Below are 26,467 nucleotides of genomic sequence, written 5' to 3' on the forward strand. Positions count from 1 at the left end.
CGGACTCATCTTTTTTGGGCTTTTGCCAGTAAAAAGACGCCCCAGCTCTTGGCCAGGGCGTCTTTGTTTTTCATCGCATCAGCGTCGCACGCGTCGCTTCGCGCGGCGGGGCGGACGAGGCCTCCGTCCTCCACGAACTAGTTCGGCATCACCACCGTGTCCACCACGTGAATCACGCCGTTCGACTGGAAGACATTCGGAATCGTCACCGTCGACATCCCGCCTTTTTCGTCTTTGAGGACGATTGCGTTGCCCTGCATCATCGCGATCAAAGTTCCACCGCTCACCGTCTTCAGTGTGGCCTGGCCGTGACCTTCCCTGATCCGCTTCTTCAATTCAGCAGAGCTGATGCGGCCCGCGACCACATGGTAAGTCAAAATCTTCGTCAGCATCTCTTTATTTTCCGGCTTCAACAGAGTTTCCACCGTGCCCGCCGGAAGCTTGGCAAACGCCTGGTTGGTTGGCGCAAACACCGTGAATGGACCGGCGCCCTTCAACGTATCCACGAGTCCCGCGGCCTTCACCGCAGCGACCAGCGTGGTGTGATCTTTCGAGTTCACTGCATTGTCGATGATGTCTTTGCTGGCATACATCGGCGCGCCGCCCACCATCGGATCCTTGGAGCCCGCCATCAGCAACGGCACCGACATCGCGACCAGCGCCAGACACACAACTGCGAATTTCGTCTTCATAATGTCTCCTATTCAGTTTTGAACTGCTTTCAGGACTAGTACGCAGGTAGTGGAGGGATTGGATTGCGCCATCAAGCGCCCGGAAAGCCATGGTGGTGTGCTAGATTCAAATGCTGGATGGAACTCGCACCCACCATTTCTACGCAAGGCCTGAGCCGCCGCTTTGGAGAACTCTTAGCCGTCGACGGCGTCGATCTACGCGTCGCTCCGGGACAATTCTTCGGCTTCCTGGGTCCGAATGGAGCGGGGAAGTCTACAACCATCAAGATGCTGACCGGCTTGCTCGCGCCCAGCGCCGGACAAATCGAAATTCTTGGCATAGATCTCAATGCCCATCCCGTCGAAGTGAAGCGGCAAATCGGGGTCGTGCCCGAAGGCATGGCGCTGTTCGGCCGCCTTACCGGCGCCGAATTCCTCAGCTTCGCGGGGCGGATGTACGGACTCGACCGCACCACCGCAGCCAAGCGCGCCGCCGAGTTGCTCGACTTTATGCAACTGGCCGACCAGCCGAAAAAACTGGTAACCGATTATTCCCACGGCATGCAGAAGAAGTTAGCTCTGGCGGCGGCTGTCATTCACGGACCTAAAGTTTTGTTCCTCGACGAACCGTTTGAAGGAGTAGACGCAATTGCGGCGGGCACGCTGAAGTCGATGCTGCAAGGCATGATCGCGCGGGGAGCCACAATTTTTCTCACTTCGCACGTGCTGGAAATTGTCGAGCGCCTGTGCAGTCACGTCGCCATCATTCATCAAGGACGGCTGGTGGCGCAGGGATCGCTCGAAGAACTGCGTGCCGGCGTCGAAGCCCAAACCCCCGCCGAGTCCAGCAACGGCGGATCCGCGGGAGCAGCAGTCTCGGCCGAGAAACTGACGCTGGAACAAATCTTCCTCCGCGTCGTCGGCGGATCGCACCGCACCGAACAAGAGCTGTCATGGCTGGGATAAGTTTTGGAAGTTCAAGAATCGGAAGTTAAGGAACCGGAATTCAAGTTCGGAAGGCAACCAGAATGACGTCTGCCATCTCGCGCAGCGGCCAACTGTCGGCGATCGCCGAATTGCGCTGGCATATGTTCGTCAACGGCCTGCGCAGCAAGCGCGGCAAGATGGAACTGGCGTCACGCGTCCTCGTAACTGCCGCCTTCACGATCGCCGGAGTCGGTGGTTTCGCCCTTGCCTTTGGACTTTCCTATTACTTCGTCTCGCAAGATCAGGCCGAATATCTCGCTGCGATTTTGTGGCCGATCTTTTTTTTCTGGCAAGTCTTTCCAGTGATGGCCACCGCCTTCACTAACAATCCGGATTCGGGCGAGTTGCTGCGCTTCCCGCTCAACTACCAATCGTATTTTGCGATCCGTCTCGCATATGGTTTTTTCGATCCCGCGAGCGCGCTGGGAAGCGTTGGTCTGCTGGGAGTTCTGATAGGCGTCGCGGTCGCCCGCCCGCTGTTGTTTCCCTGGACTCTGCTGGTGGTCCTGACGTTCGGTCTTTTCAATCTGGTTCTGATGCAAACCATATTCGCCTGGCTGGAGCGCTGGCTGGCGCAGCGCCGCACCCGCGAAATCATGGGAGTAGTTTTCATCCTTGCGATCCTCAGTTTTCAATTGATCGGCCCGGCCATGGAGCATTTCGGCAAAGGGCCGCACCCGGACTTGAGCCAGGCCGCGCAAATCACAAACCGGATTCAGGCGGTGTTGCCGGCTGGCCTGGCCGCCGTCGCCGTAGCGTCGGCTTCGCATGGGCGATTTCTATTGGGCGCCGGCTCTCTGCTGATTCTCGCAATGCTGACGCTGGCGGTCGGCCTATTATTGCACTTGCGTCTGCGGGCGCAGTTTCGCGGGGAAAATCTTAGCGAAGCAGCAGCGCGCCCCGCTGTTGCGCACGTCCAAGGACTCCAGTTGGGATGGAACCTGCCGGGATTTTCGCAGGAAGTCGCGGCGGTCTTCGAAAAAGAATTACGCTACCTCATGCGCAGCGGACCGATGCTGCTTACTTTGATCATGCCGATTTTTATGTTGGTGATTTTTCGCCTCGGCCCATTGAATCCGATGCGACAAGCCGGCCATATGAACCGCACGCCCGACATGGCATTTCCTGGCGCGGCCGCTTACGCCATTCTGGTGCTGACCAATCTGGTCTTCAACAGTTTCGGCGGCGATGCTGCCGGCATTCAATTCTTTTACGCCTCGCCAGTTACTTTCCGGCAAATCGTGCTGGCGAAAAATCTTGTCCACGCCAGCATCCTCGCTGCCAACACTGCGTTCGCCTGGTTCGCCGTGACATATCTTTACGGCGCGCCGCATCTGGCAGCTTCCGTTGCGACCTTGACTGGATTGCTTTTCGCCGCGCCCCTGAACTTTACCGCCGGCAACTTGCTCTCGATTTATGCGCCCAGGAAGCGGGATTTCTCGACCTTCGGCCGCCAGAACGTTTCGCAGACCACCGTGCTGGCCAGTTTCGGCGTGCAGGCTGTAATCATCGGCATCGGCGTAGGAGTCTTCGCTATCGCGCGCATTTATCACAGTCCGTGGATCGCCGCTCTGCTCTTTCTACCTCTGTCAGCCGTCTCGATCGCTGTTTACGTGGCTGTGCTGGGACGCCTCGACGGAATTGCGCTGAAGCGGCGGGAGTCGCTGGTGGCGGAGCTGTGCCGCGCGTAGGCCTTTACGGGTATTCCTTTACACGTCTCTTCTCAGTTCAGTGTTTTCCGCTCTAAGTTTCTTCCGGCTGCGCCAGAAACCGGTAACCCACCCCACGCACTGTAAGCAAATGCCGGGGATGCACCGGATCATCTTCCATGTACCGGCGCAGCCGGACCACAAAATTATCGATGGCGCGGGTATCGGTGTCTTCGTGCAGCCCCCACACCTCTTCCAGAATTTGCTTGCGGGACACAATTTTTCCGTCGTTGCGCACGAGGTGTCGCAGCAGTTCCGACTCCATCACCGTCAGGTGAATCGTGCTCTCGCCAGACCGCAGCTCGAGCGCGCCGAAGTCGATGGTCTTGTCGCTAAACGAAAATGTTCCGAAATCTTCAACGCCCGCGGCGTCTGCTCGCTCTGCCGCCCCGGAGGATGCTGCTTGCCCCGCCCGCGTCCACTGGCTGCGCCGCAGCAGGCCCTGCAGCCGCGCCAACAGAATCGAGAGATCGAACGGCTTCGGCAGATAATCGTCCGCTCCGCAGGCGAAGCCCTTCAGCACATCTTCAGGGCGTCCCCGCGCCGTCAACATCAGCACGGGCACATAGTTGTGCGCGGCGCGCAACTCGGAGACGACGCTGAATCCGTCTTTGCCGGGCAGCATGATGTCGAGCACCACGACATCGAAGTCTTCTTTTTTCTCCAGCAGACGGTCCGTGGCTGTTTCGCCATCGCCCACTACTTCCGCGGCGTAACCCTCGGCTTCGAGATTGAAGCGCAAACCCTGCGCCAGATGGTCTTCATCTTCCACCACCAGCACCCGGCTCATGCTGTCCGCCTCATTCTTCCTCTTTATTCTGCCCACCTGGGCAGTTCCAGAACAATCGTAGTGCCAAGCCCTTCGCCGTCGCTCTCGGCGAACACTTTGCCGCCGTGTTTTTCCGCAATCGCCCGCACAATAAACAGCCCCAGTCCAGTTCCTTTCACATGCGCCAGCGAACGGTGGGGGACGCGATAGAAGCGTTTAAAGATTCGCTTCATGTCATCCGGAGGAATTCCGACCCCTTGATCCTTCACCCGCAACACGATGCGTTTTTCATCCGGCGTTTCTACGCGCAGCCGCACATCAACACTCTCTCCGGAATATTTCACGGCGTTGTCGAGGACATTGGAGACAGCGGTGCGCAAATCTTCCGCGCTTCCCTGTACCCGTAGTCCATTCCCATTGACCGCTGTTTCCTCGTAGCGGATCGCCTCCGGGTGCAGATGATGCCGCGCGCGAGTAGCATCCATGCAGTCGCGGACCAGTTGACCGAAATCGACCTCCGCTTTTTCCCGGCCCGCTTTTTTGTCGCCGGCCCGTCCCGCGCGCAGCACCTGCTCCACCGTTTCAGTCAGCCGATCGGTATCGCTGAGCATGAGGCGGTAAAAGTCCTGCTTCTGTTGTTCGGGCAGTTCGCGGCGCTGCAGTGTTTCGAGATGTAGCCGAATGGAAGCCACCGGCGTCTTCAACTCGTGAGTCACAGCGTTGATGAAACTGTCATGCTGCTCGCTGCGGCGTAACTCCCGCACCAGAAAAATCGTATTGACCACCATCCCAGCAATGATCAGGGCAAAAAAGAAGATGCCGAAAAACAGCAATACGCCCTCGCGCCAGTTGAGGATGATCCAGCCGACGTTGAGGGCAACGGCCAGCGCCACCAGGCCGATGCCCATGATGAGAAAGAAGACGATGGTTCCGCGGCGGCTCGAAATGCGCATGGCGAGGGTTTGTACAGCCAGTCCGCACTGATTCTACGCGCACGGCGCCGCCTTTGCAGCGATCCTGAAGGAACGTCGGTGGGGAAACGGTTAGAAAGTGAACCGACCGCCGACGGTCGGAGCAAAGTTATTGTTGTGCAAGTACGGAACTCCAGGGCCATGAGGAATGGCGATGGCCAGACCGCCGGTTACGTAGGAATACGCAAGTCCGATAAAACCGTCGAAACGCTTGGTGAAGTAATGATCCGCATAGAGCGACCCCTCGTTCAGGGTACCCGCGCAGGAACTTCGGAAATTTCCTGGCACGCACGTCGGCGGAACGCGGAAAGTGTTCTGACGCTGTTGATACCAGGACAAGGTGATGTCGGTCTTGTTGTCGTAAGCGTATTTCACGCCCGTCCACCAGATGTTCACCAGCTTTTCAGAATCAAGATTATTGTCCTCGACACCGCTCATGAAATAGCCGCCCTGGTCTGAGGCGCCTACGCCCAGCGGGTTCTTCGGGTTGTTCTGCCAGATGTATTCGTAGCCGGCAAAAAACTTCAGCGGGTTCCACGCGTACTTGGTAGCGACGATAATTCCGTTGTTGTCGGTCACGATGCCATACACGGTGTTGTTCGGGTCGATGAGATTCGGCCCCAGGCCGGGCCCACCGTTGATCGGGTTTGTATTGATGCTGTCGGTAGTCGACTGATATAAGCCCGCGGAACTCGTACTCTCAGGCCCCAGCAAGGGATTCAATACGCTGATGGCCTGGTTGTAGTGTTGGTAGAGGATGTCGGCGGAGAATTTGTGGTATTCGCCGCCAAGGTCGAATCCAAAGGCGTTGTTATGCGCCGATTCCGGCGTACAGTCCGCGGCCGTCCAGCCTGCGGTGGCTGAGTAGCAGCCGCCATTGCCGTCGGCAAATTTATACATCGCGCCGAAATGAACCGGGCCGTAGGCGAGGCGATACTTCACGGCGTCGTCCCAACGGCTGTTCTCGGTGTCGCCGCCGCCGGCCATCGTGCCGTTATACCCGATGTACGAAAAGGCATAGCTGCCGCCGGCCGGATCATAAAGGAGCATGGCATCGGTACCGAGTGAGCGCTGACGACCGAAGGTTAGTGTGCCGAAATGCGTGGACGAAATACCGCCGTAGACTTCGTCATTGAAGGGTTGGCCCGCGCGCGCGCCGTCGATGGCATACGAATAGCTGCCCCGGGGCAGGCCGTTGTTGATGGTGTCGGTGGCCGACGCGTTAGCCAGCAGGCCGGACTGCGGATTGACGCCAGTGGAAGCGTTGAAAACGACAGACCAGCCGTGCACGAACTCCTCCTTTCCCCTGATCCCCACGCCGGTCTGCTGCAGGTTGTTCGGTTCAACCAGGAACCGATGCTGATAGCCGTTTCGGTTTACAAGAGATGCCCCTTCATAGTTGTAACCGTTTTCCGGTAGTCCATGACTGACCCATCCGAAGCCGACGTCATACGCACCGTAGAGCGTGATGCCGTGCCAGGTCAGCGTGCAATCGGTGGTGGCGAACTCCTGGCCGCTCGTGCAGGGGTCGGGAGTGTGCGGAGCCGCCGGAGCGCCCGTTTGGGCCGCCGCTGAAGCGACGAACGCCCCCATCGCAAGCCACAAAAGCAGCAAGAAGGCCTGGGCCAGCGGCAGTGCGGCGGCCGCTGGAACGTAGCCGGCGCATGTCAAAGGTTTCCCTCGCCTCCCGTATCGGAAGAAGATCTGCGAGCGGTCAGAGCCTTTCATGATGGATCACCTTTCTTGAGAATTACCGGGCGGCAATTAATAACAACAGTTTTTACTACGCCCATGGAAACTCTGGAGTGTACATGAAATACGGTTCCCATGTCTAAACTCATACAGTTATAGATTGTTGTAGGATGGTTTCTAAGCGATGTCGCAGGGAAAATACCAGCAGTTGACCCCTGCGCTACGATGTCGGTACGATTTCATTGCAATGGCGAAAAACAGCGAATCCGGGAAGAGGAGCACCGAACTGCTCAAGCTACGCGACGCGGCGGTGCAAATAGGAATCAGCTTCCCCACGATCAAGCAGTGGATTTACAAGAAGAAGATTCGCAGCGTGACCACCGCGGGAGGACATCACCGGATCCCACAGGCAGAAATCGACCGCCTGCTTTACCGCTCTCGCGGGCACAATGAAGATGAACGCCGGGTCACCTACAAGCGCATCAGCGGGCGCAACCAGCTCGTGGGGCGAATTGTCGATGTGCGCGTCAGCGGACTGGTGGGACAGGTCACACTGTCGGTGGGGGGACAGTTGATCACTTCCTTGATCACGTCGGGTGCCGTGCGTGAAATGAAGTTGAAGAAGGGACAAACCGCGGCAGCGCTGATAAAGGCGACCGAGGTCATGATCATCCGCGTGTAAGCTGCTCGTATAAACCGCAAAAAAAGCCCCGGCCGGGAAGGCCAGGGCTCGTTGTTCTTTTATCCAAATCGGGATGCCTTAATCGCCAGCCGCTGCCGCCGAAACCTCGGGTACGACCGCTGTGATCAGCCGCCCGTTCGGAGTCGGCACCAATCCCCGCTCGACTTCATCCATCTTCACTCGCTTGATGTCCCAAGCCAGGCCCAAAGTCTTAAGCACCCAGATGCCGTACCAGTTCATGTCCACTTCATACCAGCGGAAGCCATGCTGCGCCGCCGTCGGATGCGCATGATGATTGTTGTGCCAACCTTCGCCAAAGGTTAGCAGCGCGACCCACCAACTGTTGGTGGAGAGATCGCGAGTAGCGAAACGCCGTGTACCCCACGAATGCGTCGCGGAATTCACCAGCCAGGTCGCGTGCAATCCCACCACGGTCCGCAGGAAGATACCCCACATCAGAAATGGCAGGCCTCCGATCGCCAGCAAGATAAGACCCAGCACGATCATGGGAACATAATGATATTTCGTGATCCAGACATGAAACTTATCTTTGGCAAGGTCGGGAACGTACCGGGCCAGCGTGGTCGTGTCGTGGTGCATCGACTTGCCCATGAGGATCCATCCCATGTGCGCCCACCACTTGCCATCGACGGGCGAGTGCGGATCGCCATCCTGATCGGAATACTGATGATGAATGCGGTGCGTCGCCACCCAGAAAATCGGCCCGCCCTCGAGTGCGAGCGTGGCGCAAAGGGTGAGGAAATATTCCACCCACTTCGGAGTCTTATAGCCGCGGTGCGTCAGCAGTCGGTGATAACTCATCCCGATACCGAGGCTGCCCGAAACCCACCACAGGAACATCGCGACCAACAATGCCTTCCAGGTAAAGAAGAAGAGCGCCGCCACCGCGCCCACGTGAAACGCCCCCATGAAGACGGCCGTAATCCAGTTCACCTCATTTTTTTCCGCCTGTCGTTTTTCCAGATCCTGAAGTTGCATATCCAAAAGAAGGTCCCCATTTCGTGGTTGCTAAGTTCGTTCGGCCCATAGTTAAGCTACCAAGCGGACCGGCAGGCTGACTGTAATACTTGTGTAATAACGATTTTTCGGGGATTACGAGGGTAATGGCGCAAGCGCGAGTTTCGACGCCCTGCATCGCATACGTTCGTTCAGACGCTATTAAAATCAACTACTAGGCAGCCTGGCCCTTGATCTGCACGCCTGCCCACTTCTCCAGCAGCATCAGCGTGGCGGCGTAGTCGAGATCCTGATTGCCTTCTTCCGAGGCCATCTCGTAAATTTCTTCCACTATTTCGAGCGCCGGCAGCTTCACCCGGGCCTCTTTGGCCGCCTCCAGCGTCAGCCGGATATCTTTGTGCATCAGTCGCAAAGGAAAGTTCGGTGTAAAGTCGCGATTCAGAACGAACGGGCCCTTGTAATCCACCACTCCCGAACGCACCATGGTGGCCTCAATCAAGGTCAGCAGTTGTTGGGGGGCGACGCCGAGCTTGGTCGCCAGCGTCAGCCCTTCGGCGAATCCCTCGAAGATCAATGCAATCTGGAGATTCATGGCCAGCTTGGTCGCTTGCCCCTTCCCGGTTTCGCCCATGCGGAAAATCTTCTTGCCCATGGCCGCGAACAACGGCTTGAGTTGATCGACCGGACCTTCGCTTCCTCCCACAATGAATACGAGCGTCCCGTCCCGCGCGCCGACCTTGGAGCCTGTCATCGGCGCGTCCACCCAAGTCGCACTTTTGGCCGCTGCCCGCTCCGCGAATTTCACCGTGGCCGAGGGGGAAATCGTGCTCGAATCTGCAATGATCATGCCTTGCGCAAGCGACGCTTCCACACCGTCCGCCCCGAAGATGACGCTTTCCACCGCCGCTGTATCGGAAACGCACAGCCACACCACTTCCGCGCCCTGTGCCGCCGCCGCAGGAGTCGGGGCGACTCCCGCACCTTCCACCAATTTGCCCGGCGTGCGATTCCATACTGTTACTTCATGCCCAGCCTTCACCAGGTTGGTGGCCATCGCATGACCCATAATTCCCAATCCCATAAATGCGACTCGCATGAAGACCCTCTCTCTTTCGTTCTGCCAAAACGGCATTCTGACGAAGACATTCGAAAAACAGCACCCTAGGGAAAAACTCGAAAAAAGGAACGTTTTCGGATTAGATATGACCACTGCGATCGAGGTCAAGCAATCTCGCACATTGTAGGTCGATCAATCTGGGAGAGCGTCAACAATCAAAGACAATGAAGTACCAGGGCAAACCGGAAAACTGCAGTCTCGTTCTAACTCAGCCAGTGTGAAAATTCCTTCACATCGACACTGTCACAGCTATGCGGTATAGTTCGCCGCATAGCCGCCGCGCGGAAGCTCGGGGCTCGGTGTCCCCGCGCGACCGATCGAAAGGATTTCCTCATGACCACGAACTCTGGCGTACGCGGCCGGTTCTTGACCTTTTTAGTGCTCATCTTCTCGCTCGCAGCCTTCGCCGCGGGCCCGCAAGAAAAAGTGCTGTACAACTTTCAAGGCGCTCCTGATGGCACGAATCCCAGTTCAAGCCTTATCGCCGACCGAGAGGGTCATCTGTATGGCACAACTGCGTCCGGCGGCACTGGAATGAATTGTGAAATCGCGTACCAGGAGGTGGTTGCCTGCGGCACGGTGTTCGAACTCATTCCGCCCACGACTCGGGGAGGCCGTTGGACGGAGAAAATCCTCTACAATTTTCAGGGCGGCAAAGACGGATCGGTCCCGCTAGGCAGCCTGATCCTCGATGAAAAAGGGAATCTTTACGGGACTACCGCGTTCGGCGGTCTCAGCACCAATTGCACGACTGGCATCTCTGGCTACTATCCTGGCTGCGGCACGGTGTTCCGCCTCTCGCCCCCGTCAAATAGCGGCGGAGCGTGGAGCGAAGCTCTGCTGCATGTTTTTCAAGGAGGGTTGGATGGAGGAGAGCCGCAGTCCGGCGTGATTTTCGACGCAAAAGGCAACCTCTACGGAACTACAGAGGTCGGCGGCGACGGATATTGCCACGGCGACAGCCCTGGTTGCGGGTTGGTGTTTAAGTTGTCCCCGCCGAGAGCCCAAAGCGATTCTTGGACTGAGAACATTCTCTGGGCCTTCAAGGGCTTGGGTGGCGGTTACGAGGACGGAGCCGCCCCGCGAGGCAGTCTCCTGCTCAGCAACGACGGCAAACTGTACGGAACGACCAGTTCCGGCGGCTCTTCTGCATGCTATAGCGGCTCTTGCGGAGGAACTGTCTTTCAGTTATCGCCCGATTCGATAAAAGGCCAGCCGTGGATCGAAGCCGTTCTCTTCAATTTCTATGATGTCGCCGGTGGCGCGACCTTCCCGGGACCCAACTTGATTTTCGACAAGAACGGCATACTCTATGGCACGACCGATCTCGGCGGGCCCGGCTCCTGTGATAACCAGGAGGAGTACGCCTTCCCCAGCTGCGGAACCATATTCAGCCTCGCTCCGCCGTCCGGAGGATCCTGGACGTTCACCACGCTCTACAACTTTGTCGGCGGCAGCGATGGCGCCTATCCGGAATGGTCGGGTTTGGTGATCGACGGTAAAGGTAACTTATATGGCACCAGCGCCTACGCGGGAGGTCAGGGCAGCTGTACTCAAATCAAGGACATCTCCGGCATGGGATGTGGAACGGTGTTTAAGTTATCGCCGCCAACAGCCAGCGTAGGCACATGGACCGAAACTACGCTTCACGCTTTTGGTGGCGACGGCGACGGCGGCACTCCTTACGGTGGCCTGCTCTTGAAAGATGGAACTCTGTTCGGCACCACTACCGGTTACTCGAATAGCTCGGGCTCCAACGGGACGGTCTTTGCGATCCGGCCTTAACCTTTAACCCTTTGCTTCGCGAATAGTGCGAATAATTTCGACGAGCATCATGGGCCCGGAAACGGGTCTGTGATGCATCTCATCAAGGAAAATTTCTCATGACACAATCACTCCCCAGCCATTATCTTCCCCGCACTGCGTTCACACTCCTCGTTATGGTTTTGGCATTCGCCGTTGCGTTCACCCTGCCCTCACCCGCCCAAACCTCGCTCGTAAGAATCAGCGTCGACAATCTCACCAACACCGACAGCGATCACAAGACCGAAGTCGAGCCTGACATGTTCGCCTGGGGAAATACCATCGTGACTGCGTTCCACGTGGCGCGCCGGCCCGGCAGCATCGGCTGGGGCAGCGGTGATGTCGGCTACTCGACCTCCATCGACGGTGGCAAGACGTGGCACTATGGCGACCTCCCCGGCCTCACTGTTAACTACAAAGCCGGAACTTACGGCGCCGCTGCCGATCCCTCAGTCGCCTATGACGCGAAGCACGGCGAGTGGTTGATTTCCACACTGCCTCTGGCTGGCCTCAATTCCAGCTCCGGCAAAATCGGCGACGTCGCCGTGAGCCGCTCCACGAACGGCATCGGTTGGGGCAATCCGATCAATATCGACAAGACTCACCTCGACGACAAAAATTGGAGCGTTTGCGATAACACGACCACCAGCCCTTATTACGGCAACTGCTACACCGAGTGGGATCAGGCCTATGGGAGCGGCGACGTACTAATGAGCGTTTCCAGCGATGGCGGACAGACCTGGGGCCCCGGCCTCGCTTCTTCCGATCACGCCGGCGGACTCGGCGGCGAACCGCTGGTTCAGCCCAACGGCACTGTCATAGTTCCGTTCCAGGGCGGAGGCATTGACGTCTTCAGTTCCACCAACGGCGGCGCGAGCTGGGGCAAGAGCCAGCAGATTGCGATTATCAATAGCCACTACGTTGCAGCAGGACTGCGTAATCCGGATTTGCCTTCGGCTAGCATCGATGGAGCCGGCAAAGTTTTTGTCGTGTGGTCCGATTGTCGATTCCGTTCTGCCTGCGCCGAGAACGATATCGTAATGAGCAGTTCCTCCGACGGCAAGACCTGGAGCGCCGTCAGTCGCATTCCCATCGACCCGACCACCAGCACCGTCGATCATTTTCTGCCCGGAATTGGCGTCGACCCGACCACCTCCGGCGCCAACGCGCACCTCACCATCGTTTACTACTACTATCCGGTGGCGAAGTGCACAAACAGCACCTGCAACCTGCAAGTCGGCTACACGACTTCGCTCGACGGCGGCAATACATGGACCGCCGGCGCAAAAATTGCAGGACCAATGAAGATCGCCTGGCTGCCAGTGTCAGACAATGGGCCGATGGTTGCAGACTATATCGGTGTTTCGTATTCGAACGGAAGTCCATTCGGAGTCTTTGCCGTGGCGCAGGCCAACAGCGGTTCGACCTATAGCGAATCGATGTTCACCACCAAGAGCCCGCTGCCGGTGTCGTATGACGAGCCGCGATTCAGCTCGGTCAACGATCTTCCAGTGCCCGGCGCTAAGTCCGATCACGAGATGAAATTCTTCTATGACGACGAGGGTCACCGCGAGATCCCGCGCTCCCGCTGGATCACAAATAGGGATCCTCAGTAGCGTTCGCTCGAATATTTGTGCGGGGCTGGGTCTCTGACCCGGATCAGCGGAGCAAAGCTCGGCTGCCCCTTGGCCAGAACATTTGACGGCATCTTGATGAATGAAAATCCGTCAGCCGTTCGCTGGCGGATTTTTTCTTTTGGGGACTCACATTACCGCAGTTACCGCTGCTGAAACTAAAAGAAGCTTCCAATCCCGCCCACTCATCGAAGTATGATGAACGGCAAATAATCCGCCGCGCCCTCTTAATTACTCTGCTCTGGCGGCGATTAGGTTTAGGATAGGTCATCTTAGGCTGCTTCCGGTCCACCCCCCGGGGATCTGTTGCAAAATGATTAAGCAAACGCTTCGCAATCCGGCCCTTCGTAAGCGCGCCACTCAGTTCGGCCGTCTGGTGCGTCACTCCGCGGTAACACCCCGTAGCGGTCAGACTCACAAGCCGCGCCTTGCCACTAACGGAGAACTCGGCGTCACCTTCATCGGCCACGCCAGTTTTTTTGTGCAGATGGGCGGACAGAGTGTTGTCATCGATCCCAACTTCGCGCGCTGGCTGTTCGTGTTGAAGCGGTTGCGTCGTCCCGGCTTGCGCATTGCCGATCTGCCGGCTATTGATCTCGTGTTGGTCACGCACGCTCACTTCGATCATCTGCATCGCCCGTCACTGCGCGCCCTGGTGCAGAATAATTTGCGCACGCGCGGTGTGGCGCCCTCGATCATTATCCCCACCCACGTTTCCGATCTGGTTTCCGATCTCGGCTTTGCCGAGATTATTGAACTGGATTGGTGGAAGAATTCTCGCCGCGGCAGTTTGTCGATAACTCACGTGCCCTCACGCCATTGGGGCGCGCGCATTCTGAAAGACTCGCATCGCGGTTACGGCGGATTTGTGCTCAAATCAGGCAAGCACTCGGTCTATCACGCCGGGGACACCGCATACTTCGACGGCTTCAGCGAAATCGGCCGCCGCCTCGCCCCTGAGCTGGCCTTGCTTCCCATCGGTGCCTACAATCCGCCGCAGTTCCGTAACGTGCACACCGATCCCGCCGACGCCATGCGCGCCTTTCTCGATCTGAAATCCCGCTGGATGGTCCCCATGCACTACGGCACGTTTCGCCTCTCGCACGAACCCGTCGACGAACCCCTGCAACTGCTGGAACAGGAAGCCAGCGCCGCCGGAACCAAAGACCGCGTGGTTGTGATGGAAGAGGGCGTAACCCGATTCTTCTGATTCCGATTCTTTAGAAATGCTGGACGGCAATACACGCCTTCCCGTAATTCCCAAAGAAAAATAATCAGGCCATTCTCACCCTATTAATAAAGCGCTCCGATCGAATGTTGTAAACTGACCTGCTCGAATTCTCTAACAGGAGGCTGTTATGGCTGTAAAACCCGTTCCTGATGGCTATCACACTGTCACACCTTTTCTGACGGTCCGCGATGCGGTCCGCGCCATCGACTTCTACAAACATGCATTCGGCGCGCAAGAGCGCGGGGTGATGAAGGGCCCCGATGGCAAAGTAATGCATGCTGAACTAAAGATTGGCGATTCAATCATCATGTTGAGCGACGAGTTTCCCGAGTTCGGGTCGCTCTCCCCGCTCAGCAGCGGTGGCGCCGGCATGGGATTACACATCTATGTCGACGGCGTCGATGCCGCCTTCGAACGCGCCGTGAAAGCCGGCGCGCAGATCGAGATGGCGGTCCAGGACCAGTTCTGGGGCGATCGCTACGGCAAGTTGAAAGATCCCTTCGGCCACAAATGGTCGATCGCCACTCACACCAAAGACTTATCCGCGGATGAAATGAAGCGCGGCATGGACGAAGCCATGGAGAAGATGGGCACAGCACAGAAAGCGTAGAGCAGCAATGCCCATGTAGGGACAGCCGCCCTCGGCTGTCCCGCTTGGGCGAAGCCCAGCGGAATTTTTCGGGTCTAGTAAGCCAGCACAATTCTCAAGTCGCGCAAATTGTTTCCTGTCGGCCCAGTCTCAATCGCATCGCCGAGCGCCCTGAAAAGCGGATGGGCATCGAACTTATCCAAAGCGGCCCGGACATTCAACCCGCAGCCTCGCGTCCGCTCCACCGTCGCGCCATCCACAACCGCGCCCGCCGCCGGACTGTTTCCATCCACTCCGTCGGTGCCAGCACTGAGCACGGTAATATTCTCGCCGGCAATCTTCTCCGCGCACGCCAACGCAAACTGCTGATTACGTCCGCCAATTCCGCCGTTGGTAACCTTTACCGTGACTTCTCCGCCAGAAATCAAACACACGGGAGAAAACTGCTTTCGCAATTCCCGTGCCCTCCGCAATAAATAGTCCGCGGCCTTGTGATAATCCCAGTCGTCGCAGGAATTGTCCACATGCACGATGAATCCGGCGCGCTCCGCGGCTACGCTCGCCTCTTCAATCGCGGTCTGGTTCGACAGCACCGTCCACCAGCGCGCGCGACCGAATGCCGGATCGTCGGACTTCGGGGTCTCGTCGAGCGTATGACGGTCGAACAGTTCCCGCGTCGATTGCGGAAATTGCTTCAGCAATTCGTATTTTTCCGCGATGCGATAGCAATCCTCCACAGTCGTGGAATCAGGCATGGTCGGGCCGGAAGCGAGGGCGTCGGGAGTATTACCGGGCACGTCGGAAACGAGCAGCGAGACCTGCTGTGCGGGAAACGCTGCCTGCGCCAGGCGTCCGCCCTTCACCGCGGAAAGATGTTTACGCACCGCATTGATCTCGGCGATGGGCGCGCCGGAATGCACCAAAGCACGATACGTCGCGATGAGGTCGTCGAGCGAAATCTCATCGTCGATGGGCTTCTCAACGATTGACGACCCACCGCCGCTAAGTAAAAAGATGACCAGCGCCGAAGCTGGCTGCGCCTCTAGCAGGCGCAGAATCGCGTTCGCCGCCCGCATGGAATCCGCGTTCGGCGTCGGATGTCCGCCCCGAAAATATCGGAATCCATGAATCTGGCTCGCGGGTTGTACAGAACTGGCCACGATTCCCTCGAGTGAGGAACCGATTTGTTCGGAGAGCGCCTCAGCCATTGTGTGCCCGGCCTTCCCCAACGACACGACCAGCACGCGGGAGTGCGACTGAAGATCGTAGAGATCGTCACGCAAGCGTAGTATTCCCCGCTCGTAATGCACGTGGCGAGAAAAGCCTTTGCGAATCGAGGCTTCGGCAATAGTTTGCAGAAAAACAGCGCGTGCAGTTTCACGCATCTGGCGAAACAGGAATTCGCGGTCGACAGTTTCCAACATAGATGGATGCTTCAGTTTCTTGAAGGAAAACAATCTGCAGGAGAACGATACCCGGTCTCTTGCTTTTGAGACGGCTGGCCTTTCTTGAATTCGAACTTGATCGAGATTAAGCGGTCGTTTGCAGGAAATCTTTCTGCCTGCCAATTACCAACACTGTCGAGCTTTGCAGCTTCAGCTTGACCATCCGAACCATATCGGACCCGATACGTGACAGGTACCGGAGCGCTGCCAAACGAAGAGATGTATTCCGCGAACTCTTGTGAGCGGATCACTTTGAAGTTCATAGCGCATTCGCACGGGACCGAGAAGGACTTTTGGCACGGTGCCGCAAGCCAAATGAAGTTCGGCCCATAATGCAAGCCGCCTCGACCCCACGTCATGGAAAGCGTTACAAGCGAAATCGATTCGCCACCGGTCGCATCGGCCGAATTCTGCTGGCTGCGCGCGAGGGCCGTTGCCATCAACAACCAGCAAGACAAAACAATCAAAGTTCTAGCGCTCTGCATGTTCTTCATCGTCTTACCACCTCCTCGACCCACGTTTCAATCGCCTCGCGCAACTCGCGCAGGCGTCCCTCGAAAAAATGGTCGGCACCCTCGACGATCACCAGCTTCTTCGGCTGCGGCATCGATGCAGCCAGAGCTTCCAGCTTGCCCCGCGGACCGAACTGATCGCGCCCGCCGCTGACCAGCAGCTTCGGTTTAGCGCAAGATTGCAGGAACTCAAACGTATAAGTGCGTGGTATCTCGCTGCCCTCGGCCACGGGATTCACCGGCGTTCCCACGCCGATGATCCCTTGCACGCGCGCATCCGCGCAAGCCGCACGCAGGCCGACCGCCGCGCCGAAAGAGAATCCGGCGAAGACCAGCGGCAGGTGATATTCCGCGTCAAGCCAGTCGAGCGCCGCGCGAACATCCTCGACTTCGCCTTCGCCCTGGTCATGTTCGCCCTGGCTCAAACCGGTACCCCGAAAGTTGAAGCGCAACACCGGGAAGCCAAAGCTATTCAGCGCCTTCATGGTGTGGAAGACAACTTTATTGTGCAGCGTCCCGCCAAATAGCGGATGCGGATGGGAAACCACTGCGGCATGCGTCGCATTCTCGGCCCCAGCGTTGAGCAGCGCTTCCAGTCGTCCGGCAGGACCGTCGACGAACAGCGAACGGATGGACGAACTCGGAGAAGTCACATTCCAGATTATCGCAGGAACGGTCTTGGCCTTCGGTCTTCGGTTTGACTTCTGGATTGAGGTCTTCGGAGGTTATGTTCGAAGTCTGAGATCTGAAGTCTGAAGTCCGACCTCTGAATTCTCACCCCCGGCGCCTGACGCCCGCATTGCTGCTATTCTCTCCTCCATGGATGCCGTCACTCTTACGCGCCAACTGGTGGACATTGAGTCAATCAGCGGCAACGAAGCCGCGGTGGGAAGCTATCTCTACGGAGAGCTTTGCCGGCTGGGATATCAGACGAAGAAAATGCCGGTCGAGGGCGATCGCTTCAATGTCTATGCAACAATGGCGGAAGATCCGAATCCCGCGGCCGTGTTTTCCACGCACATGGACACCGTTCCTCCGTTCATCGCATCCTCGGAAGATGCCGGACGAATTTACGGGCGAGGATCATGCGATGCCAAAGGCATTATCGCGGCCCAGATCGCTGCTGCGGAACGCTTGCGGCGACACGCGATTTACGTCGGGCTGCTCTTTGTTGTGGGAGAAGAACGCGACAGCCTGGGCGCCCAGGTGGCTAACGAATATGCAGCCAATGAGTCCGCAGCGAACGGATCTGCCTCCGGCAGTCCCGGTTCGCGACGTCGATTTCTAGTGAACGGCGAGCCGACAGAAAACCACATTGCACTCGCCTCGAAAGGAACGCTGCGGGTCGAGGTGACGGCCACGGGGCGCATGGCGCATTCGGCGTATCCGGAACTGGGCGACTCGGCGATCGATAAGCTGATCCCGGCCCTCACTCGCTTGCGCGCGATGGAACTGCCTTCCGATCCGGAGATTGGCCCGTGCACGTTGAACATTGGTCTGATCGAGGGTGGACGAGCGCCCAACGTGATTCCCGACTACGCGCATGCAGATTTGCTGTACCGTTTGGTGGGTTCATCGGCCGATTTGCGGCAGCAAATTGCGGCGACCGCAGGCCAGCGCGTGCAAGTGACATTTCCGCTGGAGCTTCCTTTCATGCGGCTTCGAACGGTCGATGGGCTGCCCACCATGATCGCATCATTCACGACCGACATCCCGAAGCTCACGAATTGGGGTGAGGCCTTGCTGCTCGGCCCAGGATCGATTCACGTGGCGCATACGGACGGCGAGTACATCGAGAAGAAACAGTTGGCCGATGCGATCGATTTGTACTGCCAGATCGCGAAGCAACTTTTATCGTGAAGAGCGCCAAAGCCTTCCTGAGGAAAGTCGAACTGTGGGTCATGCACGCCGCTGCGTTGAAACCACACTTGACGTCGCCGACATCCGCCAATTGATTCAGGACTACTGAGGGAAGGTTGTCGTCAACACTTCAGTCTTATTGGCGCTCGAAAAGGAAGCGGGGTACAACTTTTCTTTCTGGGACACGATTTTTCTGCATGCGGCGGACAGGTCGACAAGGAGTTTATTAATTGGATTGCCACGTAATGCTGGCGTGAGGCCAGATTCTCAGAATAAAGAATGGCCGGGCCCGAGGTCGTCGAATCCATCCTTTAAGAGATTGTCCTCCCATCGGCAAAAGCGATCTTTTTACACTTTCCGAACATCTGTCCAACGGCCGTCACGAACCGGGCAAACGGGCGTATACTTCGTGGCCATTCCGCGATGAGATTAGCTCAAGTGCGGAAACCGAATCACAGATCCACAAGGAGGTCGGCATGACATTCGAGGAAAACCTCGCTGCTGCGCTGCAATCGGGACTCCAGAAAGCGGAAGACATTTTGGCCATTCGAAGAGCGGCTCGCGCGCGACGGACGCAGGCGCTACAGAGTAATCAGAAGAAAATGGCGTTGCGAATTCAAGCTGCTACGCCCGGGGCCGCCGCGCCTGCCGTCGAGTTTCAAACCGCCGGGTTTCTGGCGGCGGCTGGCGACTCCTGGTTCGATTATCCCTTCCACGACGTTCTTAAAATTCTCGATGACAACTACGGATACAACGTGGAATCGAGCGCCCACAAAGGAGATCCGATTGAAAGGATCGCATACGCCGGCGGACAGATGGAAGACTTCGCCCGCAAGTTGGAAAAGATCAAGGCCCGAGGAGTTGTGCCCAAAGCGGCGCTGGTTTCCGGCGGGGGCGATGACGTTGCCGGCGCCGAATTCGGCATGCTGCTGAACAATGCGTTTTCTCCGATTGCGGGATCGGATGACGACGTAGTGGACGGCGTACTCAACCAACGAATACGTACGGCCTTTACTTACCTGCTCGGCAGCATCACGGCTTTTTGCCAGGAAGCGTTCCAGAAAAAAGTGCCGATTCTGGTGCATGGCTATGACTATCCGGTGCCCGACGGGCGCGGATTCCTGGGAGGCTGGCCATTTCCCGGACCCTGGCTCGATCCCGGATTCCGCGAAAAGAATTTCCCAAAAGACAATGACGAAGAACTGAAAAAGCGCATTCAGATGATGCAAGACATCATGTCGAAGTTCAACAACATGGTGAAGGCCCTGCCATCGCAACCCGGTCTGGAACACGTGGTATATGTCGACTTGCGCGGCACACTTTCGAACAAATTGCCGGACTACAAAGATTGGTGGGCCAATGAACTGCACCCGACACAAAAAGGATTCGAAGCAGTGACCGCCCGATTCGCAGCGGAATTGGCAAAATTGCCGTAGAGCCTTGTTGAAAATGCGGAGAGAATAGTCCCTAGCAGTTCGCTCTCGCCAGCGTAAACAGATTATTGCGGGGTCCACGTCATATCGACGCGCACAGGAATTTCATTCTTGACGGGAAGCGTCAACAACGACGGCGGATCGATCTTGAAATCGGAGAGTGTCGCCGGAATTGTTCCGACGATGTGCTTTTCGTTCCCTTGCGTCGTCACTTCAAACGGGACCTGCTTGTACTGAGCGGTCTGTCCGGCAAACTGGACTTCGATATCGAGTCTGATAGAGGCGGCGGTCGACGCCGCTTCCGGCACGCGAGTGCGGACCGAAACCATGGGAAATTCCGCCCCGCGCGTGACCTGAATCATGTGCAGATCGCGATTGCTGTCGCCGGAATCGAACGTCTTGACCGGGACGGCGATCAGGAAATCGCACTGCCCTTCGTGGCAAAGGCCTTTGCCGCGGGCAGCGTGGCTGATGCCATCGGTCTGATGCAGCGGATGCGAAACATGATAAGTTAGCGTGCCCTGCTTCAGAATCCACGCGTGGTCCGCGGCGAAGAGATTCGGCAGCGCGACGAAGAAAAATAGAGCGAGAATTTTCTTGTTCATGAGCTTAGTTGTGATTAATTGCAAGGTCGTGATTGATCAGATCATCAGAATTTAAACGACACCGAGACTAGCGCCGCACCGAAGGCGGCCGCGGTCACGATGGCCACCGGGCCGTGCGCGGCGGCAAAGCCGTGAACTTTTTCCCCATTGTTCTTCTGGCTGAAGGCCATCGCTCCCATGATGGGGGTCAGAATCATACCTGGGCCGTGAATCCATGCCATGGCTTCGTGAAAACGGATCGGGCCGCGCTTCGGAGTACCTTTGACTCTGGGCGCGCGGATCGCGTACCAGGCGGTGATGCCATAAAGGTCTCCGGTGAGCGCGCCCAGCGCCACATGTAGATCGCGGGCCGCAGTGCCTTCACTCTTGCCGCCGGCGCCGGGGCCGAGAAGCACGGTCGTAATTAACGGTATCGTCGTGATCAATCCCATGCGCTGATGGATTTTCAGCATGTGCGTGCGCTTGTCGAGCAGCGCCTGCATTTTGGCATTGGCTTCCGTCTCCGCCGGCGTAAATCCCAAATCTCCAAGCGACGGCTGCGTCTGGCTCGCAGAGGGCGCGTTCGGCAGACTCTCGGACGGATTTCGCGGATTCGACGAGTACGCGGTCAGTCCAACGCTGAGGTTCTGCCGGCTGCCGGCGGCCAAAGTCACTTTGCCCGCTCCCGCGCCGACACCCTCCAGAGAGGCGGAGACTTCATAATCTCCGGCAACCAGCTTCGGAAACGTGTAGATGCCGGTCGGATCGGTTGTCGTCTCAATCGCCTCGCCGGTGGCGACATTCTTGAGAGAAACTTTGGCATTCGCCACTCCTTTTCCGGAAGCGTCGGTGACAGTGCCGCTGAGAGTCGCAGCCGCATCCTGTGCGCGCGATGGATGGGCGGTGAACAGAAGAATGAGTGCTACTCCAAAGACAAGGGTCGCCGCTTTCGCAATCATTGAAGGTTTTTCCTCTGGCTACCGAGACCGCTGACGATTGTATGTTCGAGAGATGCTGTCGGCAAGGCAGAGGATGTCCCAAATGCACCCGCCGCCTTGAAGTAAGATGAGGAGATGGCAAACAGGGACATCTTTTCCGAGTTGATCGGGGGTGTAGCTGCAATAAAGAGCCACCGCGAAGGCAAGCTTACGCTGCGCAGCTACAAGTTCGAAATCGCCGGGCAGAAAACGCTCGCGAACAAGATCGCACAACCTAGCAGCGTGCGAACAACCGCCAGGATCAGACGGAAGAAATCATGACCGGCACTACCCTCAATTCCTTATCCCGCGCCTCTTCCGCTTACTTGCGCTCCGCCATGCATCAGCCCATTCAGTGGCATGAATGGGGCACCGAGGCGTTTGCCGCTGCGCAGCGTGAGAACAAGCCCATGCTGCTCGACATTGGGGCGGTGTGGTGCCACTGGTGCCATGTGATGGATCGCGAGTCGTATGACGATCCCGAGATTGCGGCGATCGTGAATCAGCATTTCATTGCCGTGAAGGTCGATCGGGACGAGCGTCCCGACATTGACAGCCGATATCAGGTCGCGGTGCAGGCGGTGAGCGGACAGGGCGGATGGCCATTGACCGCGTTTCTCACCCCCGACGGCAAGCCGTTTTATGGCGGCACTTATTTTCCGCCGACCGACGGATACGGGCGTCCCAGCTTTCGCCGCGTGCTGCTGAGCATTGCCAATGCTTATGCGGAAAAACATGGCGACGTGGTCGAGCAGGCAAAGATGGTGGAGTCGGCGATTGTGCGGTCGGAATCGTTTGCGGGAAAAGATGGTCGGATTTCGCCGGCGATCATCAAGGCGATTGAAACTTCCGCGTTTCGCATGTTCGATCCGCAGCACGGCGGGTTCGGACAAGCGCCGAAATTTTCGCATCCTTCGGCACTGGATTTGTTGATTGATCAGTATGCGCGCGTCGCCGCGCTCCGCGGGACGGACGAATGCGTCCGTCCCCACGTGGAGGCAGCGGAGCCTCGCTCCGCCGGACAGCCGGGGGCGGCTGTCCCCACACAAGACCACCCCCTTCGCGACCTCATCGTCACCACGCTGGAGCACATGGCTCGCGGCGGCGTTTATGACCAACTTGCGGGCGGCTTTCATCGTTACTCGGTCGACGAGCGCTGGGTCGTGCCCCATTTCGAGAAGATGTGCTACGACAATTCCGAATTATTAAAGAATTACGTTCATGCGTATCAGGCCACGGGGATCGAGTTCTTTGCCGACATTGCCCGCGACATCATTCGCTGGATGGATGAGTGGCTCAGCGATCGCGAGCGCGGCGGTTTTTATGCCTCGCAGGACGCCGACATCTCCATGGACGATGACGGTGACTATTTCACATGGACGCTCGACGAAACGCGCGCCGTGTTGACTGAAGACGAGGCGCAGGTCGCGGCGCTGCACTATGACATCAATGAAGTCGGCGAGATGCATCACAATCCCGCAAAGAACGTGTTGTATGTGCGCGCGTCGGTCGAGGAGATTGGCCGCCGGATGAATCTGCCGGCCGAACGAGTGCAGGAGTTGCTGGCATCGGCCAAAAAGAAAATGTATGCGGCGCGGCTCTTGCGTCCGACTCCGTATGTCGACAAGACCGTTTATGTCGGCTGGAACAGTTTGTGCATTTCGGCGTATCTGGAGGCGGCGAAAGTGCTCGATTTGGCGGAGGCGCGGCGATTTGCGTTGCGATCGCTGGATCGCGTGCTGGGAGAGGCCTGGAAAGCGCAACATCAAAAGCGCGCGGCCGAGGCGGCCGCCACCACACAAGCCGATTCCGCACAGTCGATTCTGCTGCACGTGGTCTCTTACTCGGATCCGGCGGCAGCGCATCGCGAGGTTCCGGGCATGCTCGACGACTACGCCTGCACGGCGCTGGCTTGCCTGGATGCTTATGAAGCGACGGCCGACCTAAGCTACTTCAAGTTTGCGCAGGCAATTGCCGATGCGATGATTAGTCGTTTTTACGACTCAACTTCCGGCGGCTTCTTCGACTGCGAGCCTGCCAACGAAGGCGAAAGTCTGGGCGTGTTGGCAACGCGCCGCAAGCCTCTGCAAGATTCACCTACACCAGCTGGCAATCCGATGGCCGCCATTGCGCTGACGCGGCTACGTCACTACACCGGCGAGACGGGTTATCGCGAGAAGGCCGAGTCCACGTTGGAAGCTTTCGCAGGAGTAGCCGAACCGTTTGGAATCTTCGCCGCAACCTATGGCACGGCAGTTGTGCATTGGCTGGCAAGTCCGGTGCAGGTAGTAGTGATTCGCGAGGATAAAGACGAAGACATGGCGGCGAAGCTGCTCGCGGCGGCAGTTGCGCCGTTCGCCTGCACCAAAACAGCCTTACAATTCGCGGTCAATCAGGCGGTTGCGCAAAACCTTCCTCCCGCGCTGGCAGAGACCATCCCCAACCTTCCGGCACTGGGCTCAGGCAAATCTTTTGCCGTTCTATGCTCAGGATCTTCCTGCCAACCGCCAATCTTCGACTCCGAGGAACTCAAACGGGCCCTTGGAAGCAGCCGTCCAGAAAAATTAGCGCCGAACGGCCGGGCCAAAAAATAGGGGCTGCCGGTGATAAGTCCCGTCAGCCCAAAAATTGCTAGCCCTGGTTTTCGGCCCAAATTGCAATTACGGCAGGTTACTTTGGTGACCTTGCACTCTATCCCAACAACGGGTCTACTGCGGTGGTATTGTGGTTTGACAGTTCGGTTGTCTGGGTGGGCACAGAATCAGTGGGCCACCGTCCGCGGCGGGAACCTGTTGGACGGCTGCTGCAATGAATGTGCCCACTAGTCCTATCATCAGGATAGAAATCCTGATTGCGCGTTTCATGGGTTTTCTCCTATCTCCGCGTAGGGCTTCCCCGGAGGAAGCTTTTTCGCGGTGCCGCATTATAGGCCACGCGTCAAGTCTCATGTGCAACAATTTTCATCTTATGCACTAAGCCCGCTAGCGTACTATACCCACACTCCATTCGATAGGCTATTTGGCCTTTATCTATCAGTAACTTAAATAGTTTCAGACGAAGTATCGGTTGCATTCCGGCGAGTGCCCGAGGCGGACGTGTACCTGCGCAATTTGTTTACAGTTTCCGGACAGGAAGGGAAACGACAGGGAATTAAGGCTTGGAGTCTTGCGCTACCGGCAGATTGAAGCCGCCAGATCCCACAGCTGCGCTCCGTGCAGACCCGTTTGCGCCAGCCCGGTTCGCTTGACCGACTGCCACTTCTGGCGCGTGCGTGCGCGACAGTGCCCGATCCACCATGCCTTCGAACATCGGGATCAGAGAATCGGGAGGAAGCGGATAATGAATGTCAGAAAGACTCTGCTCCCAGCGCTGCGGTTGGAGAAGGGATAGCGACAAATCGCGCGCGGGACTCTTCAACACAACGTAGCCGAACCATACCAGCAAGGTGCTGTTGTAAGCTCCCATGTTGAGAATACTCATCCAGGTACCGCCCAGATGATTTCCAACCCAGGACGAAATCAGAGCCAGTTCGATCACCGCGAAAGAGCCGAAACCTAAGGCAATGCCGAAGCTGTGCTGCCGCCGGCTTACCCCCACATAGTGCGCAAAGAAAAGTAGGAAAAGCACCGTTCCCACCTGAATGATGCGTACACATCGTTGCGCGGTGATGATGGCTTGCATCCAGGGTGCGAACGCAGACGAGTTCGTGGAAACTGAAACCACTCCGGCGACCAGCAGCATCACCAGTCCAGCCCACTTGAACAGCACCGTGCCTAGATCGCGGAGAGTGTGGAAGGCGCGGAACACGTCGACGAATATCTCGTGAATCACGGCGAAGCCGAATGCCACGCTGAGAGCATCGAACCCCCAGTACAGGTAAAACATGGCGGAATAGCTGTGCAGCGATGCGGTGAAGACGACGACAAACGTGGCCAGTTGAACCGCGATATACGCAAAGAAGAATTTGAATTTGCGCTGAAGTCCGGCCCGCAACATTAGAGCGCCAATTCCCGTCAGAAGTACGGGATGCGCGATCCAGAGCGTGTAGTAAAGAATCTTAATCTTCTCGCTCATGCGTCTTGCTCGCCCTCGGTTGCCCTGGTCGCCTTCGCACGCTGCCAGACACTGGGAGGTGATTCGGCAAAGACAACGGTACCGGTTCTCCCCCTCCCGTTCAATGGACCGAAGTAACCGCAAGTAACGTTACCGTTATGGGAACTGCAACGCAAGGTTACCTTCGTGCTATTGGGAGCGGGCAACGTTTCTTCGGGGATCCGGAAACAGGTCTGAACCCTACCCAGATGGTTCGTGGGCTCCGAATGGTCAACCCTGGCGCCGACTAAGCGTCGGGCATGGAGTGGATGTACGCACGCATCATGCGCACTTCATCATCCTTTTCATCCAGATCATGCAACAGGATGTCGCGCAAGGACACAATGCCGATCAACTGACCGTCATGGCAGACCGGAAGATGGCGGAAGCCGTGGCGGCGCATCAGCGTCATGCAGTTTTCCAAATTCTCGTTCATGCTGACGGTGAGCGGATCATCGGTCATCACCTCCGCCATACAGGTGCTGCGCGGATCGCGGCTTTCCGCGACCACGCGCTTCATCAGGTCGCGTTCTGAAAAAATTCCGACCAGTTTGCCGTTGTGGACAACAGGCACGGCTCCAATGTTGCGCTCGACCATGACGCGCACCGTTTGGAGCACGGTGTAGCCCAATTCCGCATGATATGTGTCCTGAGCCTTAATCAGGTCGCAGATACGCATTTTGACACCTCCCCGGTACAGCATTCCGAGTTGTCCAAAAGCATCTACCGGG

At 57.5% G+C, this 26,467-nt stretch carries 23 protein-coding genes; 10 read left to right on the forward strand and 13 right to left on the reverse strand.

What is annotated here, in order from left to right:
- Positions 1 to 137: 137 nt before the first annotated feature.
- Complete coding sequence (locus VGM18_07365) at positions 138 to 692, reverse strand: fasciclin domain-containing protein (GenBank protein ID HEY3972806.1); 555 nt, start codon at positions 690 to 692, stop codon at positions 138 to 140.
- A 117-nt stretch (positions 693 to 809) separates the two neighbouring features.
- Between VGM18_07365 and VGM18_07370 the strand changes: the two genes are divergently transcribed.
- Both VGM18_07370 and VGM18_07375 read left to right on the forward strand, forming a co-directional pair.
- A complete protein-coding gene (locus VGM18_07370; GenBank protein ID HEY3972807.1) occupies positions 810 to 1,637 on the forward strand; it encodes an ABC transporter ATP-binding protein in 828 nt (275 codons plus the stop codon).
- Positions 1,638 to 1,699: 62 nt separating this feature from the next.
- Complete coding sequence (locus VGM18_07375; GenBank protein HEY3972808.1) at positions 1,700 to 3,349, forward strand: hypothetical protein; 1,650 nt, start codon at positions 1,700 to 1,702, stop codon at positions 3,347 to 3,349.
- Between the two features lie 52 nt (positions 3,350 to 3,401).
- Here the strand turns inward: VGM18_07375 and VGM18_07380 are convergent, their stop codons facing one another.
- The 3 genes from VGM18_07380 to VGM18_07390 all read right to left on the reverse strand — a co-directional run bounded on the left by VGM18_07380 (position 3,402) and on the right by VGM18_07390 (position 6,778).
- Positions 3,402 to 4,157 carry a response regulator transcription factor gene (locus VGM18_07380; protein HEY3972809.1) on the reverse strand — a complete coding sequence of 252 codons (756 nt, stop codon included), beginning with the start codon at positions 4,155 to 4,157 and terminating at the stop codon, positions 3,402 to 3,404.
- 23 nt (positions 4,158 to 4,180) lie between these two features.
- Positions 4,181 to 5,089: a HAMP domain-containing sensor histidine kinase gene (locus tag VGM18_07385; GenBank protein ID HEY3972810.1), complete on the reverse strand. Its 909-nt coding sequence runs from the start codon at positions 5,087 to 5,089 to the stop codon at positions 4,181 to 4,183.
- Between the two features lie 90 nt (positions 5,090 to 5,179).
- Positions 5,180 to 6,778: a hypothetical protein gene (locus VGM18_07390; protein ID HEY3972811.1), complete on the reverse strand. Its 1,599-nt coding sequence runs from the start codon at positions 6,776 to 6,778 to the stop codon at positions 5,180 to 5,182.
- Between the two features lie 268 nt (positions 6,779 to 7,046).
- Here VGM18_07390 and VGM18_07395 point away from each other — a divergent pair, with 268 nt between their 5' ends.
- On the forward strand, positions 7,047 to 7,481 hold the full coding sequence (locus VGM18_07395) for a TOBE domain-containing protein (protein ID HEY3972812.1): 435 nt from the start codon (positions 7,047 to 7,049) through the stop codon (positions 7,479 to 7,481).
- A gap of 78 nt (positions 7,482 to 7,559) precedes the next feature.
- On the opposite strand, the gene VGM18_07400 is transcribed toward VGM18_07395, so the two are convergent.
- Positions 7,560 to 8,480 carry a fatty acid desaturase gene (locus VGM18_07400; protein HEY3972813.1) on the reverse strand — a complete coding sequence of 307 codons (921 nt, stop codon included), beginning with the start codon at positions 8,478 to 8,480 and terminating at the stop codon, positions 7,560 to 7,562.
- Positions 8,481 to 8,673: 193 nt separating this feature from the next.
- Complete coding sequence (locus VGM18_07405; protein HEY3972814.1) at positions 8,674 to 9,555, reverse strand: NAD(P)-dependent oxidoreductase; 882 nt, start codon at positions 9,553 to 9,555, stop codon at positions 8,674 to 8,676.
- A gap of 354 nt (positions 9,556 to 9,909) precedes the next feature.
- On the opposite strand from VGM18_07405, the gene VGM18_07410 reads away from it, so the two are divergent.
- From VGM18_07410 to VGM18_07425, 4 genes are all read left to right on the forward strand, one after another.
- Complete coding sequence (locus tag VGM18_07410) at positions 9,910 to 11,361, forward strand: choice-of-anchor tandem repeat GloVer-containing protein (protein ID HEY3972815.1); 1,452 nt, start codon at positions 9,910 to 9,912, stop codon at positions 11,359 to 11,361.
- A gap of 98 nt (positions 11,362 to 11,459) precedes the next feature.
- A complete protein-coding gene (locus VGM18_07415; GenBank protein HEY3972816.1) occupies positions 11,460 to 12,995 on the forward strand; it encodes a sialidase family protein in 1,536 nt (511 codons plus the stop codon).
- 331 nt (positions 12,996 to 13,326) lie between these two features.
- Positions 13,327 to 14,223 (forward strand): MBL fold metallo-hydrolase, encoded by an 897-nt coding sequence (locus VGM18_07420; protein ID HEY3972817.1) that lies wholly within the window; start codon positions 13,327 to 13,329, stop codon positions 14,221 to 14,223.
- Between the two features lie 148 nt (positions 14,224 to 14,371).
- Positions 14,372 to 14,854 carry a VOC family protein gene (locus tag VGM18_07425; GenBank protein ID HEY3972818.1) on the forward strand — a complete coding sequence of 161 codons (483 nt, stop codon included), beginning with the start codon at positions 14,372 to 14,374 and terminating at the stop codon, positions 14,852 to 14,854.
- Positions 14,855 to 14,928: 74 nt separating this feature from the next.
- Here VGM18_07425 and VGM18_07430 read toward each other — a convergent pair whose 3' ends face one another.
- From VGM18_07430 to VGM18_07440, 3 genes are read right to left on the reverse strand one after another with little or no spacing between them, the layout of a single operon-like run.
- Positions 14,929 to 16,257: a DUF4147 domain-containing protein gene (locus VGM18_07430; protein ID HEY3972819.1), complete on the reverse strand. Its 1,329-nt coding sequence runs from the start codon at positions 16,255 to 16,257 to the stop codon at positions 14,929 to 14,931.
- 11 nt (positions 16,258 to 16,268) lie between these two features.
- Positions 16,269 to 16,772, reverse strand: coding sequence for a hypothetical protein (locus VGM18_07435; GenBank protein HEY3972820.1), 504 nt, complete (start codon positions 16,770 to 16,772; stop codon positions 16,269 to 16,271).
- Positions 16,769 to 17,443 (reverse strand): alpha/beta fold hydrolase, encoded by a 675-nt coding sequence (locus tag VGM18_07440; protein HEY3972821.1) that lies wholly within the window; start codon positions 17,441 to 17,443, stop codon positions 16,769 to 16,771. The genes VGM18_07435 and VGM18_07440 overlap by 4 nt, the downstream gene beginning before the upstream one ends.
- 166 nt (positions 17,444 to 17,609) lie before the next feature.
- Between VGM18_07440 and VGM18_07445 the strand changes: the two genes are divergently transcribed.
- Positions 17,610 to 18,650 carry a M20/M25/M40 family metallo-hydrolase gene (locus tag VGM18_07445; GenBank protein HEY3972822.1) on the forward strand — a complete coding sequence of 347 codons (1,041 nt, stop codon included), beginning with the start codon at positions 17,610 to 17,612 and terminating at the stop codon, positions 18,648 to 18,650.
- Positions 18,651 to 19,126: 476 nt separating this feature from the next.
- Positions 19,127 to 20,086 carry a hypothetical protein gene (locus VGM18_07450; GenBank protein HEY3972823.1) on the forward strand — a complete coding sequence of 320 codons (960 nt, stop codon included), beginning with the start codon at positions 19,127 to 19,129 and terminating at the stop codon, positions 20,084 to 20,086.
- A gap of 62 nt (positions 20,087 to 20,148) precedes the next feature.
- Here VGM18_07450 and VGM18_07455 read toward each other — a convergent pair whose 3' ends face one another.
- Together VGM18_07455 and VGM18_07460 are read right to left on the reverse strand one after the other, a co-directional pair.
- Positions 20,149 to 20,688 (reverse strand): hypothetical protein, encoded by a 540-nt coding sequence (locus VGM18_07455; GenBank protein ID HEY3972824.1) that lies wholly within the window; start codon positions 20,686 to 20,688, stop codon positions 20,149 to 20,151.
- Between the two features lie 44 nt (positions 20,689 to 20,732).
- Positions 20,733 to 21,626 carry a carboxypeptidase-like regulatory domain-containing protein gene (locus VGM18_07460; GenBank protein HEY3972825.1) on the reverse strand — a complete coding sequence of 298 codons (894 nt, stop codon included), beginning with the start codon at positions 21,624 to 21,626 and terminating at the stop codon, positions 20,733 to 20,735.
- Positions 21,627 to 21,922: 296 nt separating this feature from the next.
- Here VGM18_07460 and VGM18_07465 point away from each other — a divergent pair, with 296 nt between their 5' ends.
- Positions 21,923 to 24,238, forward strand: a complete 2,316-nt coding sequence (locus VGM18_07465; GenBank protein ID HEY3972826.1) for a thioredoxin domain-containing protein — start codon at positions 21,923 to 21,925, stop codon at positions 24,236 to 24,238.
- 556 nt (positions 24,239 to 24,794) lie between these two features.
- Here the strand turns inward: VGM18_07465 and VGM18_07470 are convergent.
- Positions 24,795 to 25,718: a hypothetical protein gene (locus tag VGM18_07470; GenBank protein HEY3972827.1), complete on the reverse strand. Its 924-nt coding sequence runs from the start codon at positions 25,716 to 25,718 to the stop codon at positions 24,795 to 24,797.
- A gap of 265 nt (positions 25,719 to 25,983) precedes the next feature.
- The gene (locus VGM18_07475) at positions 25,984 to 26,415 is read right to left on the reverse strand and encodes a CBS domain-containing protein (protein HEY3972828.1); all 432 of its coding nucleotides are present in this window, start codon (positions 26,413 to 26,415) and stop codon (positions 25,984 to 25,986) included.
- Positions 26,416 to 26,467: the final 52 nt, after the last annotated feature.

Source organism: Candidatus Sulfotelmatobacter sp., from assembly GCA_036500765.1.
Classification (GTDB): domain Bacteria; phylum Acidobacteriota; class Terriglobia; order Terriglobales; family Acidobacteriaceae; genus Sulfotelmatobacter.